The organism is Halomonas sp. ISL-56, from assembly GCF_018612805.1.
Classification (GTDB): Bacteria; Pseudomonadota; Gammaproteobacteria; order Pseudomonadales; family Halomonadaceae; genus Vreelandella.
In genome coordinates, this window is record NZ_JAGGRO010000017.1 from 43,650 (window position 1) to 57,503 (window position 13,854).

Consider the following 13,854-nt stretch of genomic DNA (forward strand, 5'->3'; position numbering starts at 1 on the left):
GAAATAATGACAGGCATCATTCGTCTACTGAATGATGAGGCTAATAGCGGCACGCTGATGGCTTAGCTTAAGCCGAAAGTAGTAAGCGAAAAGCGACGCATAACAGGACGGAAACACCTTATGTGGAAAAAACTTGGGATAGCGTTGATCGCTTCTTGGCTACCTATCAATGGTTTTGCCGCTGAGCCTGTGGAGCAACGTAGCCCTAATCACGGGGGGGCAGAGCGCGCAGCGCCTGAAATAGCAGGCACGTTAGACGATGAACTACATGAGTGGTTTATTTTAAGTCACGGCAATGACTCAAATGCGTCTTTTGTTGAACTGGGTAACGATATCAGTATTGATATCACTGGTTCTGTTGACGATGAGGCATGGGAAGGCGAGGAGTCGCTCTCTATTAGCTTAACCGTGAACGAAGAGCAGTTAATCAATGCGGTGGTTATTTATTCCATTGGAAGTTCTATCTCCCCGCCGTTATTCACCTCTGAAGGCGGTGAAGTGGTCATAACGCTGACGCGCTATGAACGCTCCAGCCAAATCGTGCATGTGGCGGGTAAAATAACGGGTATATTGGCGTTGCAAATCGAGCTGGGTGAACCGCCAAGCCTAGACGAGGGCATTGAAATTGACGTGGCGTTCGATGTAGAAGCGCAAAAAATAGAGTTCTAATCCAGCAGGCCGACCTTTGCCAACCTGCTGAAAGCGCCTGGCAGGGCGATGTTAGGAAAATTGCTGGTGTAGCCAGGTATTAATGGCGTCAGATTCGTACATCCACTCTTCACGTCCATCGTCGTGGGTAATTTTCAAGCAGGGCACTTTGACTTTACCGCCCCCTTCCAACAGCGCCTGCTTATGGGCAGGGTCGAGCTGGGCATCACGTCGTTCAATGTTCAGGCCTAAGCGTGCCATTTCTTTGCGCACCTTGATGCAAAAAGGGCAGGTGCGAAATTGGTATAGCGCCAGCTTCTGGCAGGCTTGATCCACGCTAGCTTGCTCTTCAGGCGAGCGCTCTACAGACTTAGGCGTGGAAAGCTTCTCGGAGACCATCATGACCGGCGCAAGCACCAGGCGAAGGCCACGGAAAAAATAGCGAATTAAAACGCGCATCGAAAAGCTCCTTTGCTGATGTGTCGGCTCTCACCAGCGTAACGAGTGGGAAGTAAGTGATAGCCACTATTGATAAACAGTGGCTGCATCCTGCAACAACTGGAGGGATTTGTCACTTGAGGGTCGATTTGCCAGCGTTTATAGCGATGAGGTGATGAGCGAAAAGCGTCAACATGCTAGGCTGCTAGCCATTTTTAGACTATTTGGCTATTTCTAAACCATTTGGTTATTTTTACGTCATTTTTTGGCTTTTAGTAACTCAGTTTATGAGCGATTAACGGGGCGAGAGCCATGCATCTGCATATTATGGGTATCTGTGGCACCTTTATGGGTAGCCTTGCGCTGTTGGCGCGTGAAATGGGGCACCAGGTGAGTGGCTCCGATCAGAATGTTTACCCACCGATGAGCACCCAGTTGGTTGATGCGGGCATTACCCTGATGGAGGGCTATCACGCCGAGCATCTGTCGCCAGCGGCGGATCTTGTGATCGTCGGCAACGCTTTGTCACGGGGCAATGAAGAGGTTGAGGCGCTACTCAATAGCGGCTTGCCGTATACCTCGGGCGCGCAGTGGCTAGCCGAGCATGTGCTGCCTGGACGGCGCGTCATTGCCGTGGCGGGCACCCATGGAAAAACGACCACTGCAAGTGTATTAGCCTGGTTGCTAGACAGCGCGGGCTTAGCACCGGGTTTTCTGATTGGTGGCGTGCCGCGTAATTTTGGCGTGTCGGCGCGTTTGGGCGACCCGCAAGCACCGTTTGTGGTGGAAGCCGATGAGTACGATACGGCGTTCTTCGATAAACGCTCCAAATTTGTTCACTACCGCCCGCATATCGCCATACTCAATAATCTTGAATTTGACCACGCCGATATCTTTCCAGACCTGGCCGCTATTGAGCGCCAGTTTCATCACTTGGTGCGCACCGTGCCCAGCCAGGGCCAGTTGTTAGTTGCCGATCAGCAGCCTGCGCTTGAGCGTGTGATAGAGCAGGGAGTCTGGACGCCGGTGGTGCACTTTGGCGATCAGGTCACGAGCGAATGGCAGCTCAAGCTGGAGCGTGCTGACGCCAGTCGCTTCCAGGTCATTTATAGCGGTGATAAGACGGGTCAGGCGGGCAGCAGCCAAGAGCAGGATGGGGTCGTGGAGTGGCCGCTCACCGGTGAGCATAATGCCCGCAATGCACTGGCAGCACTGGCGGCGGCCCATGTGTGTGGGGTGGATTTAGCCCGTGGCTGCGCGGCGCTGGCGCGTTTTGAAACGCCCAGACGACGCCAGGAAGTGCGCGGTGAGATCAATGGCATCCAGGTCATTGATGATTTCGCCCACCACCCCACGGCGATAGCCGCCACGCTTAAAGGTCTACGTGCAGCGACGACCAAAGGGCGTCTGCTGGCGGTAATTGAACCACGCTCTAACACCATGCGTTTAGGCGCGCTGCGCGAACGGCTAATGGAGAGCGTGGCAGACGCGGATGGCGTATTTTGGTTTCAGCCTGCTGGACTTGACTGGTCGATGGACGAACTCGTCGCGCGCCAGGGCGAGCACGCCCAGCTGTTTAGCGACATTGACGCGCTGGTGGCGGCCGTGGTCACTCAAGCGTCACCGCTAGACCGCATTGTGGTGATGTCCAACGGTGGCTTTGAGGGTGTTCATGAGCGACTGCTGGCCGCATTAGCGATAGCCAAAGAGGGAAAAGCGTGACAGATAGAGCAGAGGCAGCGTTTAAAAAGCCGATTACCGTGGCGCTCACCGGTGCGTCGGGGGCGCAATACGGTTTACGTCTGATCGATGTGTTAGTCGCAGCGGGTCATGAAGTGTGGGTAATGATTTCCAAAGCCGCCCATATGGTCATCGCCACGGAAACTGATATTGAGCTGCCTGCACAGCCCCAGCGTTTAGCCGAAGCGCTGAGTGAGCGCAGTGGCGCGCAGCCGGGTCAGATTCGCTGTTTCGGCCGCGAAGACTGGATGGCACCGGTGGCATCAGGTTCTGGTGCGCCCTCTGCCATGGTGGTGTGCCCGTGCTCTACTGGCACGCTTTCAGCCGTGGCAACAGGGGCCAGCAATAACCTGATTGAGCGGGCGGCGGATGTGGCGATTAAAGAGCGCCGCACGCTGGTGCTAGTGCCGCGGGAAAGCCCATTTTCACCGATTCACCTAGAGCATATGCTGGCCTTGAGCCGTTTGGGAGTGGTCATCTTGCCGGCCGCGCCAGGGTTTTATCACTGCCCACAAAGTATTGATGATCTGATTGATTTTATTGTCGCGCGAATCCTTAATCAGTTGGGCATCAAGCATACGCTGGTACCTCGCTGGGGAGAGGTCGGAGATAAGGATGAGTGATCTATGATGTCTTGGGCCACACTGTCAGTTTTTGTGCCAACGTTTCTGTTTGTTTCGCTGACCCCCGGTATGTGCATGACCCTGGCTATGGTGCTGGGCATGACCCAAGGTGTTAAGCGTACGCTATGGATGATGATGGGTGAGCTGCTGGGCGTAGGCTTAGTGGCTGCCGCCGCAGGCGCGGGTGTGGCGGCGTTAATGCTGCGTCAGCCAGAGCTATTTGTGCTGTTTAAATGGGTGGGCGGCGCTTACCTGGGCTATTTGGGCATTATGATGTGGCGTTCCCGAGGGCGCATGGCGATTCCCAGTGAGCTGGATGCGGGCCCGCCCGCAAGCCCTCTGCAGTTAGCCATGCAAGGGTTTGTTACCGCGGTGGCAAACCCGAAAGGGTGGGCATTTTTTATGGTGCTGCTGCCGCCATTTTTGGATAGCAGCCGCCCGCTGCCAGGCCAGCTGAGTCTGCTGATCGCGGTCATTTTGACCATTGAGTTTGCCAGCATGCTGGTCTATGCCACTGGCGGCAAAACGTTGCGCAATGTGCTGGGTAAGAGTGGCAATGTGCGTTTACTTAACCGCATCGCCGGAACGCTGATGATTGGCGTTGGTTTATGGCTGGCGCTCGGTTAGGAGGGGCTTTTAAACTGGCGGTAAGAGGCCCACGCGTGCGCTAATCAGTACCAGCGAAGCGGCGCTGAGCAGACGCCACGGGCAAGGGCGCATGGAAGGGCGGGGCTGCTGCTGCCAGTGCAGCAGTGTGAGCGCGCAGACGACCAGGCCCAGTAGCGCACCGCCTACCAAGTCACTGAACCAGTGCACACCCACGACCAGCCTTGATAGCGCCATGGGCAGCGCCAGGGTTAGTGCAATCCAGTAAACCCAAAAACGTTTTTGGCGGGGCATCTCGGCAGCAACGAAGGCTGCGGTAAGGCCAAATAGCACCACCGCGGTTGAAGTATGGGCACTGGGGTAGGAAAACGACCCGATCAGGTAGTCCGGTGTCTCCGGGCGAGCGCGCCCAAACAGCGCCTTACCGATAATGTTCAGCAGGGCAACGCCAGTAAAGGCGCTACACCAGTGCAGCAATGCCGCCCATCGCTTACTCACCAGCAACCACATCGCCCAGGGGAGTATTAAGGCGATAATGCCCAGGGTGTCACCGATGCGCGCAAAAATATTCCCCGCTAGATAAGTAACATCACTTTGCAGCTGGGCGAACAATTGCTGAATAAGCAGATCCATTTCCAGCGGACCATGGTGGGTAATGACCAGCAGTGTCCAACCCGACAGGCTGCCTAGCGCGATTACCAGCAGCAATAGTGAGGCTAATGGAACGTCACCGGTTTGGCTCATAGCGAGCCATGGCCTTCGTAGCAGTGGCACACGGCGAATGCTTCCGGCAATCGCCCGGTAAAGTCGGCCATGCCGTGTCGCCTGGTGTCGACCCCAGGAAAAAATTATCGCGAGCACAACAATGATCGCAGCAAGGATAAGTAAAGCCGCCTCTAGGCCTGGCGGAAGATTTAAGTGGTGCTGCCAGGTACGCCCCAACAAATAGCCGGGTAGTACATAGGCAGGTGCCCACAGCGCTGCAGAGGTTAGATTGGCCCAAACAAACGTCCGTGGTGGCATCCGCATCATACCTGCTACCAGCGGAATAATTGGCCGCACAGGGCCGACAAATCGGCCGATAAAAACCGACCATATGCCATAACGCTCAAAGAACCGCGCCCCTCGACCTAGCCATTCCGGATGCTGTGACAGTGGCCACCTCTTTGTGACCTGTTCTCGATGCTTGAAGCCTAACGAAAAACTAATCCCATCGCCTAAAACAGCGCCTATTAAGGCAGCGCCGATTAACCACGCTAAGCCGATATCCTGATGCCCCGCCAGGGATGCAGCGGTAGTGATTAACACCACTCCTGGTACCAGTAACCCCACTAGGGCAAGGGATTCTACTAATGAAATCACCAACACCAAAAAGATAATAAGCGGCGGTGATGGTGTTAATGAGTGGAGCATATCTGCTAGTGGCACTGAGTACTCCGGCGGCAAGTAATAGAAAGTGATAAAAGCGAGCCCTAGACGTTGGCAAGTGCCATGCCGCGAGCGCCAAGGCGCTTTAGATACTGCTCAAAATGTTCCGTACGGCTGGGTAAGCAGGCTGCAATGCGAGCTTCTAGCTGGCCAGTCTCTACCAATACACGCTGTGAGAGTGCTCGTTGCAAGCGTTCGCGTACCAGTAGAGCACCGCTTTCACTGGTGTCCGGTAGCACTAGCCAGAAAGTGGCACTGTCCGCGCGCCCAAGTACGTCATGGTCGCGACAGCGGCTATTCACTTCACTGCATAGCGCCCCCAGCAGAGCTGATTGTGCGCGATGACCAAACTGCTCTTCTGCCATATCCAGCTGCGGCAAATAAAGTACCAGTACTGCGAGTTGCTGGTTGAGCATGGCCGCCCGTTGGAACTCGCTGTGTAAGCGCTCTTTTAGCGTGTCAATGTGGTAGGCATTGCAGTCGCTGTCGTTGGGATCCGTAGCACGGAGGAGAGCACGGCGTCGCGCGTGTTCCCAGCGGGGGAGTGCGAGTAGCAGCGTCAAGGCAGTATAGCCAACAATAATGGCCGGTGGCGCAGACGCGACCGAGGGGAGCAGCCACCACAATGGCCCAAAGGCGATATTGATCAGTAACGCCGCCCAAAGCGGTAGTAGTAAAAAAGCGGCGGTAATCGGCAGGCCTAGCCAAATAGGCGATACTTGAGGCTGATAGTAGAAAGCGCCTAGCACTACCGAATAAGTAGCGCAAAGTAAAATAATACGTGGTAGATAGCTTTTCACCCCTTGCCCAATATGCATTAACAGGGCAGATATAAGCAGCAGGGTCATAAAAGTGGGGATCAGCAGGTCGCGGTAATCTCCCATGGCATACAGCCATAGCGCGTAGCCTGCCATCAGCGGGATGCTGGTGGTATAGGCGAGCGTCATCAACCGCTTGGGAATGTGGTGCACAGTCATATTGGCTCCTGCACCCGCTCGGTCGGCAGTTTGCTGATCTCACCCACCGAAAGCGTTGCCGGCTCAATATCAATTAGCTCAAGATGTTCGCTAGTGATATTGTCGGGTAAATCGGCGAGTAGCAGGCTGCGCCGTCGCAAGGCTTCTTTGGGGGAGCGGGCGAGAATTAACGTCACCAGTGTTGTGCTGCTTAAACGGTAAACGTTTTCAAAATCATAGGTTAGCTCGCACAGTTTTTGAGCCGTTGGCCACAGTTGATGGCGTTTTACATGCAAAATAAATAGCTCTGCATGAACACCTTCGCGCTCACAGCGCGTTTGTTCCCGGCTTATATCGCGCAGCAGTTGCTCACCGGCCCATAGGTTAAGGCCTGGGATTAACCGAAGGCGTTGACGAATGGAGCCATTCATATCGATAAGCTGCTGTGCTCTGGATAAGGCAAGCAGGCCAAGTACCAGCAGAGCGCAAATCAGCAGAATAAATGTCGGCCCATTCAGCAGAGGCGCTACCATGACAGAACTAATCAGCCCAGCACTGAGATTGAAAGCAGCTACCCAGTTTTTTTGTGGCAGCATCAGCATCGCGGCCCACGCCCAGATTAAAATGCCGTGCCGCTCTGGGGCAGCGGCTATTAAACTTAGTAGCAGTGCGCCAGGCACCATTTGCCACGGCAATCCTCGTGAATGACGGTGACTAAAATCAAGCATTAGCGCGGTGATAAATAACCAGCCGACTGATAGCCACAGCACTAGGGCCGCAGCGGGGGGGGTGGCAGGTGTCCAGAATGCCAAGGCTACGGCAGCGGCTAAAAGATTGGCACGTAGCAGGCGGATTTTGTACTTGCTTTGCATGGTGACTTACTATTTGTCCTGAATAACCAGATGCATCTCATCAAGTAGGGTAATTGTAGAATAATTAATCTACACGACCCACATTAGTGCCTTAAGCCTCCTGAGTATAACGGCGAAATGGCGTAACATAAGCAAAACGTTTAAATCGGCGGCACTCGGTTAATTAAAAACTTAAACACCCTTACTGCACGGAGACACTATGAGCGCTTCAACACCGTTCCAAGATGAGGCCTATCAGCACTTATCTGACGGGAATGTGCCCGCCTATATGCGTGCCTTGGGTCAAGCGGCGCGGCGTGCAGCTAGCGAACTGCGGCGGGCGGATACAGGTTTGAAAAACCGTGCCTTGATGGCGATGGCCCACCGCTTGGCCGAAGCACGTGGCCAAATATTGGCTGCCAACGCTGAAGACTTGCAGCGTGGCCGCCAGAACGGTTTGGAGAGTGCTCTGCTAGACCGTTTAGCCCTAAATGATGCGCGCATTGACGCCATGATTGAAGGGCTGCAGCAGGTTGCGGGCTTGCCCGACCCGGTGGGCGAAATTGGCGATATGCGCTATCGGCCTAGTGGCATCCAAGTGGGCAAAATGCGTGTACCACTGGGTGTTATCGGGATTATTTACGAGTCGCGCCCGAATGTGACCTTGGAAGCCGCAAGCCTCTGTTTGAAATCAGGCAACGCCTGTATCTTGCGCGGCGGGTCGGAAGCTAGCCAGTCAAATGCCGCCATTAGCGACTGTATCCAAGCCGGGTTAGCCGATGTGGGGCTGCCCGCCGGTAGCGTGCAGGTCGTCGCCACCACTGATCGCGCAGCGGTGGGGGAAATGATCAGCATGCCTGAATATGTCGATGTGATTATTCCGCGCGGTGGCAAGTCGCTGATTGAGCGTGTTAGCCGTGATGCCCGCGTACCGGTTATCAAACATCTCGACGGCGTTTGTCATGTGTACATCGATACCACCGCCGATCCCGCCAAAGCGTTAGCCATCGCCATTAATGCGAAAACTCATCGCTACGGCACCTGCAATACCATGGAAACGCTGCTAGTTGATGCCCCGATTGCCGACCTGCTGCTACCGGAATTGGCCCGCGCCTATGCCGAGCATGACGTCGAACTGCGTGGTTGCCAGCGCACACAGGCTCTGTTGCCCCAGGCCGCAGCCGCTGAAGAGTCGGATTGGTATGCCGAGTATTTGGCCCCGGTGCTGGCCATAAAAGTGGTCGATGGTATCGACGAGGCGATTGCTCATATTGAGCAGTACGGCTCTCACCACACTGATGCGATTGTCACCCAGGATTATTCACTCGCCCGGCGTTTTATGGCGGAAGTGGATTCCAGCTCGGTGATTGTTAACGCCTCGACCCGCTTTGCCGATGGTTTTGAGTACGGGCTGGGTGCCGAGATTGGCATTTCTACCGACAAGCTTCACGCCCGAGGGCCTGTGGGGTTAGAGGGCCTAACCACGCAGAAATACGTGGTATTCGGTGACGGCCAGGTGCGTGAGTAGTGAGTTACTGTGGACAAGGGGGTGCTGTAAACAGGATGTTTGTATGAATAGTACTGATATGAATAGTACTGGTATGAATGGTACTGGTATGAATGGTATCGGCAGGAATAGGGAGCTGGCATGAGTCAAACGGAGCTACGCATTGGCATGTTGGGCGGCACCTTTGACCCTATTCATTTAGGTCATTTGCGCAGCGCGGTAGAACTGCATGAGGCGCTGTCGCTTGATCGACTACACATGATACCCGCTCAGCAGCCGCCGTTACGCGGGCGGCCCCAGGTTTCTGCTCAGCAGCGTTTGGCACTTTTGGCCGCGGGCATAGCTGACACCCCCGGACTAGTCGCCGATGACCGCGAGCTGCGGCGTGAAGGGCCCTCTTATAGTGCAGATACGCTGGCTGAGTTGCGCGCCGAGGTTGGCAACCAAGCGCGTCTGGCCATGGTTATTGGCTTTGATGCCTTCTTACGACTCACCCAGTGGCACCAGCCAGAGCGCTTGTTCGAGCTTGCTCATTTAGTGGTGATTGCTAGGCCGGGCTATAGTGACCCGCTACCAGCATCATTAATGGAACTGGTAGAGCATCGCAGAGTCGATAGCGTAGAGACATTGATGCAGCGGCCCTTTGGTGGCTACCTGCCGCTGGAATTGCCGTCGCTAATGGCGATCTCAGCGACCTATATTCGTGAGTGTTTAGAAGCGGGGAAAAGCGTGCGCTATTTGCTGCCAGACGCCGTTGAACAGGCCATTGAACAAGGCGGTCTTTATCGCCAACGCGAATAGCGCTGGCAGTCATCAAAGAAGCCGTTACAATGGCCGGCTTTATTGATCGATTAACCAATAAGGTTATCTTTAGGAGTCATGCACATCGATACATTGAAAAATCTAGCGGTTGACGCGCTAGAAGAACTGAAAGCACGTGACATTACGCAGTTAAATGTTGCCAAATTAACCGAGGTTACCGACCTCATGCTGATTGCCAGCGGCACTTCAACACGCCATGTGGCGGCGCTGGCACAAAACGTAGTGGAAAAAGCCAAGGCCGCAGGGCTAGGGCCGCTGGGCGTTGAAGGTGGCGATAACGCCGATTGGGTACTGGTTGACCTTGGCGATGTTGTTGTCCACGTAATGATGCCTGAGGCACGTGCCCTCTATGACTTAGAGCGCCTGTGGGCCGACCTGCCGAGCGATTCGGGTGCCATTGTTGAGTCCCTTGAGCGCTTTCAAGAGCGAGCCAGCATGTCATGAGGATCCGGCTGTTAGCGGTGGGAAGCAAAATGCCTGGATGGGTAGAAGAGGGCGTTGACACTTACCGCAAGCGGCTCCCGAGAGATTTTAGTCTCGAAATAGAAGAAATTGCCCTCGGTCAGCGTGGCAAAAACGCAGATATCGCGAAAGCGCGTGCTCAAGAGGCGCAGCGTATTCGCGATAAGCTACGTGGCGACGAATACGTGGTAGCCCTGGAAGTCAAAGGTAAGCCTTGGACCACTGAACAGCTGGCGCAAGAAGCTGACGCTTGGCGCATGGCTGGGCGTGATATTGTCTTGCTTGTGGGTGGGCCGGATGGTCTTGAGCCCTCGCTATCGGCGATGGCTGATAAAAGGTGGTCGATCTCTCCGTTGACGCTGCCTCATCCGCTGGTGCGGATTATGCTGGCCGAACAGCTCTATCGCGCCTGGACATTACTGATAGGTCACCCTTATCACCGCTAACGGCTGACAGAAATGGTGAGCGATCACTGTTATAGCCTGCTGTGCCCTTTGTTTGAATTGATTGTTTGATTTGAGAGTCATCGTTGCCATGCTCAAGCGCCCCAACACGCTAAAAAACTCCGAGCAAGAACTGCGTATTTTTCGTGTTAGAGCGCTTCTCGCGGTGTTAGTGGTGCTAACGCTTGCAGGCTTACTATCGGGGCGCTTAGTTTATTTACAGATCGTTCAGCACGATATGTACAGCACACGCTCCGAAAATAACCGAGTGCGTGTCGAGCCACTGCCACCTAACCGCGGCTTGATCTACGACCGTAATGGCGTCTTGCTGGCTGAAAACCGTCCTACCTACAACCTCACACTGGTTCGCGAGCGTGTCGATAACCTTGACGAAACGCTGGCGCTGTTGGTTGATCTGCTTGAATTGCCTGACGAAGAAATTGAGGCGTTCAATGTGCGTTCGCGCCAACGCCAGCGCCCCTTCCAGCCCGCGCTACTTACCAGTGACCTAAGCGAAGAGCAAATTGCCCGTTTGGCGGTTAACCGACACCGCTTGCCTGGGGTTGAGATAGAGGCTCAGCCGCTGCGTTATTATCCCGATGCTGAAATCATGGCGCATGCCTTGGGCTATGTTGGTCGTATTAACGCTGAAGAGATGGAAACGCTGGATGCGGGTCGCTATGCGGGCACCCACTTTATCGGCAAAACCGGTATTGAGCGTTTTTACGAAGAGGAACTGCACGGTCAGGCAGGCTTGCGCAAAGTAGAAACGAACGCCCGTGGACGGGTACTGCGAGAACTTGGCCGAACTGACCCCGTGCCTGGGGCGAATTTGACGTTAACGTTAGACAAGTCCATGCAGATGCTGGCCTATGAGCTGCTGGATGGCCGGCGCGGCTCTATCGTGGCTATCGTGCCAGCTACAGGCGAGATCCTGGCTATGGTATCGACTCCTGGGTTTGACAGTAACCAGTTTGTCACTGGGATTGACGTTGCTTCTTACCGTGGGCTGCAGGAAGACCTTGACCTACCGCTGTTTAATCGCGCTATTCGTGGCCACTATCCGCCAGGCTCTACGATTAAACCGTTTCTAGCCCTGGCGGGGTTGGTGGAGGGGGTGATCACCCCGGATAGCACCATTAATGACCCCGGTTACTACCAATTACCTAACGATTCCCGTCGCTACCGCAACTGGCTGCGTTGGGGGCATGGCCGTGTCGATATGGAACGCTCCATTGCCGTCTCCAATAACACCTATTACTACACCTTGGCACATGACCTGGGCATCGATAATTTGCATGAGCAAATGAGTAATTTTGGCTTTGGCCAGCGCGTAGCCCATGACGTACAAGGCGAAAGCACCGCATTGATGCCCTCGCGGGACTGGAAGCGTGGCCGCTTTAATCAGCCCTGGTACCCCGGTGAAACCCTCTCGGTGGGGATTGGGCAAGGCTATTGGCAAGTGACGCCTCTTCAGCTTGCTAGTGCCACGGCAACGTTGGCCAATCGCGGTCACTGGGTGAAACCGAGGCTGGCTCGTCAGATTGGCGACACCCCCGTTCCTCGTGATCTGCCAGATACCCTGGATGATATTCAGCTAGCCAATGATAGCTGGTGGGATAGGGTATTCAGTGGGATGGAAAAAGTGATGAGTGGCCGTGAGGGTACTGCTCGCAGAACCGGTGTCGGGCTTGAATACCGTATGGGCGGTAAATCAGGCACGGCACAGGTATTTTCGTTAGGTCAGGATCAGCGCTACAACGCTGACGAGCTAGCAGAGCGTTTACGTGACCACGCCCTGTTTATGGCCTTTGCGCCGTTGGATGATCCTCAGATTGCCGTCTCCGTCATTGTCGAGAATGCCGGCGGCGGTAGTACCCATGCGGCCCACTTGGCTCGCGCCATGACGGATGCATGGTTGCTCAAAGATGATGCCCCCGGCGTTGAGGAAGTGCGTGAAGTGCTAGAGGAAGATAATGCCAATGTGGAGGGTAACTAAGCCATGCCTTGGCATTACTTAGCCCGTTCGATGCGTGGCCATCCTGTGCGTCCACCCGAAAGTGGTATCGCCCGGCGCAAAAGTATATGGGAACGAATTCATCTTGATCCTTGGCTGCTAGGCTTGCTGTTAGTGTTAATGGGGAGCGGTCTAATTGTTCTTTATAGCGCTTCCGGTCAATCCCTTGATGCGGTTATCGGCCAGGGCATGCGCTTTTGTATCGCATTGGTGGGGATGGTGATTATTGCCCAATTTTCACCGTCCACCTTTCTACGCTGGGCACCGCTGGCCTACGGCGTTGGTGTTGCCATGCTGGTTGCCGTTGATGTGGTGGGCGATGTGGGCATGGGTGCCAAGCGCTGGCTAGAGATACCGGGGGTAATACGTTTTCAACCATCAGAAATGATGAAGTTGGCGGCTCCGTTAATGGTAGCGGCCTATCTTAATCGCTGCGAACTACCACCCCGCCTGCGCGATATTGTCGTCTGCGGAGTCATTATTGGCGTCCCTGTGGTGCTAACCGCGATTCAGCCTGATTTAGGTACCTCGCTGTTGGTATCCAGTGCGGCTCTAATTGTAGTGCTGCTGGCGGGCTTATCGTGGCGTTTAATCGGATTTATAGCTGTGCTAGGGGCAGCCGCTGTGCCACTGCTCTGGATGAATATGCATAACTACCAGCGCCAGCGGGTATTGACGTTTCTAAACCCTGAAAGCGATCCACTGGGTGCTGGCTGGAACATTATCCAGTCGACCACGGCTATTGGCAGTGGCGGGCTATGGGGGAAAGGTTGGCTGCAGGGTACCCAGTCTCAGCTAGAATTTTTGCCTGAGCGGCACACCGATTTCATTATTGCCGTTTTAGGCGAGGAGTTTGGTTTAGTCGGTATGCTGGTGTTGTTGTTCCTGTATCTATTGATTGTGAGTCGTGGCTTGTGGATGGCAAGTTCAGCGCAGGATACCTTTGGCCGCTTGGTGGCAGGTAGCATCATTTTAACGTTTTTCATCTACGTGTTTGTCAATATGGGCATGGTGAGCGGCATTTTACCCGTGGTAGGTGTGCCGCTGCCGTTGGTTAGTTATGGTGGCACTTCTAGCGTGACCTTGTTAGCGGGTTTCGGTATTCTCATGTCGATACATGCTCATCGACGGCTGCTGTCGCGTTAGTCGGGCTTTCGCGTTAGCTGGGCTGTCTAGTTCAGACGGCGATGTTGCTCGATAACTAGGTTGTTCAATAACTGGGTTGTTCAACAACTAGGTTGTTAAATGACAGGGTTGCTCAATAACTAGGTTGCTCATTAATTTTGTTGCTCGGCAATAGAAAGCTCAGGCAT

14 protein-coding genes are annotated in these 13,854 nt (G+C 54.5%); 10 read left to right on the forward strand and 4 right to left on the reverse strand.

Annotated elements, in window-relative coordinates:
• Window positions 1-120 precede the first annotated feature (120 nt).
• Window positions 121-669 (forward strand): hypothetical protein, encoded by a 549-nt coding sequence (locus tag J7J49_RS15280; protein ID WP_064233420.1) that lies wholly within the window; start codon window positions 121-123, stop codon window positions 667-669.
• Between the two features lie 51 nt (window positions 670-720).
• Here J7J49_RS15280 and J7J49_RS15285 read toward each other — a convergent pair whose 3' ends face one another.
• Window positions 721-1,107, reverse strand: coding sequence for a glutaredoxin family protein (locus J7J49_RS15285; RefSeq protein ID WP_064233421.1), 387 nt, complete (start codon window positions 1,105-1,107; stop codon window positions 721-723).
• A gap of 291 nt (window positions 1,108-1,398) precedes the next feature.
• Between J7J49_RS15285 and mpl the strand changes: the two genes are divergently transcribed.
• From mpl to J7J49_RS15300, 3 genes are read left to right on the forward strand one after another with little or no spacing between them, the layout of a single operon-like run.
• Entirely contained in the window at window positions 1,399-2,808 is a 1,410-nt protein-coding gene (gene mpl / locus J7J49_RS15290; protein ID WP_215093782.1) for a UDP-N-acetylmuramate:L-alanyl-gamma-D-glutamyl-meso-diaminopimelate ligase, read from the forward strand.
• Complete coding sequence (locus J7J49_RS15295; RefSeq protein ID WP_215093784.1) at window positions 2,805-3,449, forward strand: flavin prenyltransferase UbiX; 645 nt, start codon at window positions 2,805-2,807, stop codon at window positions 3,447-3,449. The genes mpl and J7J49_RS15295 overlap by 4 nt, the downstream gene beginning before the upstream one ends.
• Window positions 3,450-3,452: 3 nt before the next feature.
• Window positions 3,453-4,076 carry a LysE family translocator gene (locus tag J7J49_RS15300; protein ID WP_205634143.1) on the forward strand — a complete coding sequence of 208 codons (624 nt, stop codon included), beginning with the start codon at window positions 3,453-3,455 and terminating at the stop codon, window positions 4,074-4,076.
• A gap of 9 nt (window positions 4,077-4,085) precedes the next feature.
• Here the strand turns inward: J7J49_RS15300 and J7J49_RS15305 are convergent, their stop codons facing one another.
• Genes J7J49_RS15305 through J7J49_RS15315 form a run of 3 tightly spaced genes read right to left on the reverse strand, consistent with a single transcriptional unit; the run spans window position 4,086 to window position 7,311 of the window.
• Window positions 4,086-5,483 carry a bifunctional DedA family/phosphatase PAP2 family protein gene (locus J7J49_RS15305; RefSeq protein ID WP_064233424.1) on the reverse strand — a complete coding sequence of 466 codons (1,398 nt, stop codon included), beginning with the start codon at window positions 5,481-5,483 and terminating at the stop codon, window positions 4,086-4,088.
• Between the two features lie 44 nt (window positions 5,484-5,527).
• A complete protein-coding gene (locus J7J49_RS15310) occupies window positions 5,528-6,460 on the reverse strand; it encodes a diguanylate cyclase domain-containing protein (protein WP_215093786.1) in 933 nt (310 codons plus the stop codon).
• A complete protein-coding gene (locus J7J49_RS15315) occupies window positions 6,457-7,311 on the reverse strand; it encodes a hypothetical protein (protein ID WP_064233426.1) in 855 nt (284 codons plus the stop codon). Before J7J49_RS15315 ends, J7J49_RS15310 begins: the two co-directional genes overlap by 4 nt.
• Before the next feature lie 199 nt (window positions 7,312-7,510).
• On the opposite strand from J7J49_RS15315, the gene J7J49_RS15320 reads away from it, so the two are divergent.
• The 6 genes from J7J49_RS15320 to rodA all read left to right on the forward strand — a co-directional run bounded on the left by J7J49_RS15320 (window position 7,511) and on the right by rodA (window position 13,687).
• A complete protein-coding gene (locus J7J49_RS15320; protein ID WP_215093788.1) occupies window positions 7,511-8,818 on the forward strand; it encodes a glutamate-5-semialdehyde dehydrogenase in 1,308 nt (435 codons plus the stop codon).
• 120 nt (window positions 8,819-8,938) lie between these two features.
• Window positions 8,939-9,598: a nicotinate-nucleotide adenylyltransferase gene (nadD, locus tag J7J49_RS15325; protein ID WP_215093790.1), complete on the forward strand. Its 660-nt coding sequence runs from the start codon at window positions 8,939-8,941 to the stop codon at window positions 9,596-9,598.
• A 78-nt stretch (window positions 9,599-9,676) separates the two neighbouring features.
• On the forward strand, window positions 9,677-10,063 hold the full coding sequence (gene rsfS, locus J7J49_RS15330; protein WP_215093792.1) for a ribosome silencing factor: 387 nt from the start codon (window positions 9,677-9,679) through the stop codon (window positions 10,061-10,063).
• Window positions 10,060-10,527, forward strand: a complete 468-nt coding sequence (gene rlmH / locus J7J49_RS15335; protein WP_064233430.1) for a 23S rRNA (pseudouridine(1915)-N(3))-methyltransferase RlmH — start codon at window positions 10,060-10,062, stop codon at window positions 10,525-10,527. The genes rsfS and rlmH overlap by 4 nt, the downstream gene beginning before the upstream one ends.
• 88 nt (window positions 10,528-10,615) lie before the next feature.
• The gene (gene mrdA, locus J7J49_RS15340) at window positions 10,616-12,523 is read left to right on the forward strand and encodes a penicillin-binding protein 2 (protein ID WP_064233431.1); all 1,908 of its coding nucleotides are present in this window, start codon (window positions 10,616-10,618) and stop codon (window positions 12,521-12,523) included.
• Window positions 12,524-12,526: 3 nt separating this feature from the next.
• The gene (gene rodA, locus J7J49_RS15345; protein ID WP_064233432.1) at window positions 12,527-13,687 is read left to right on the forward strand and encodes a rod shape-determining protein RodA; all 1,161 of its coding nucleotides are present in this window, start codon (window positions 12,527-12,529) and stop codon (window positions 13,685-13,687) included.
• Window positions 13,688-13,854 lie beyond the last annotated feature (167 nt).

Coding starts and splice junctions, on each gene's coding strand:
- rsfS (WP_215093792.1), top strand. CDS start 9,677: ATGCACATCGATACATTGAAAAATCTAGCGGTTGACGCGCTAGAAGAA.
- nadD (WP_215093790.1), top strand. CDS start 8,939: ATGAGTCAAACGGAGCTACGCATTGGCATGTTGGGCGGCACCTTTGAC.
- J7J49_RS15310 (WP_215093786.1), bottom strand. CDS start 6,460: ATGACTGTGCACCACATTCCCAAGCGGTTGATGACGCTCGCCTATACC.
- mpl (WP_215093782.1), top strand. CDS start 1,399: ATGCATCTGCATATTATGGGTATCTGTGGCACCTTTATGGGTAGCCTT.
- mrdA (WP_064233431.1), top strand. CDS start 10,616: ATGCTCAAGCGCCCCAACACGCTAAAAAACTCCGAGCAAGAACTGCGT.
- J7J49_RS15320 (WP_215093788.1), top strand. CDS start 7,511: ATGAGCGCTTCAACACCGTTCCAAGATGAGGCCTATCAGCACTTATCT.
- rlmH (WP_064233430.1), top strand. CDS start 10,060: ATGAGGATCCGGCTGTTAGCGGTGGGAAGCAAAATGCCTGGATGGGTA.
- J7J49_RS15315 (WP_064233426.1), bottom strand. CDS start 7,311: ATGCAAAGCAAGTACAAAATCCGCCTGCTACGTGCCAATCTTTTAGCC.
- J7J49_RS15300 (WP_205634143.1), top strand. CDS start 3,453: ATGATGTCTTGGGCCACACTGTCAGTTTTTGTGCCAACGTTTCTGTTT.
- J7J49_RS15280 (WP_064233420.1), top strand. CDS start 121: ATGTGGAAAAAACTTGGGATAGCGTTGATCGCTTCTTGGCTACCTATC.
- J7J49_RS15285 (WP_064233421.1), bottom strand. CDS start 1,107: ATGCGCGTTTTAATTCGCTATTTTTTCCGTGGCCTTCGCCTGGTGCTT.
- rodA (WP_064233432.1), top strand. CDS start 12,527: ATGCCTTGGCATTACTTAGCCCGTTCGATGCGTGGCCATCCTGTGCGT.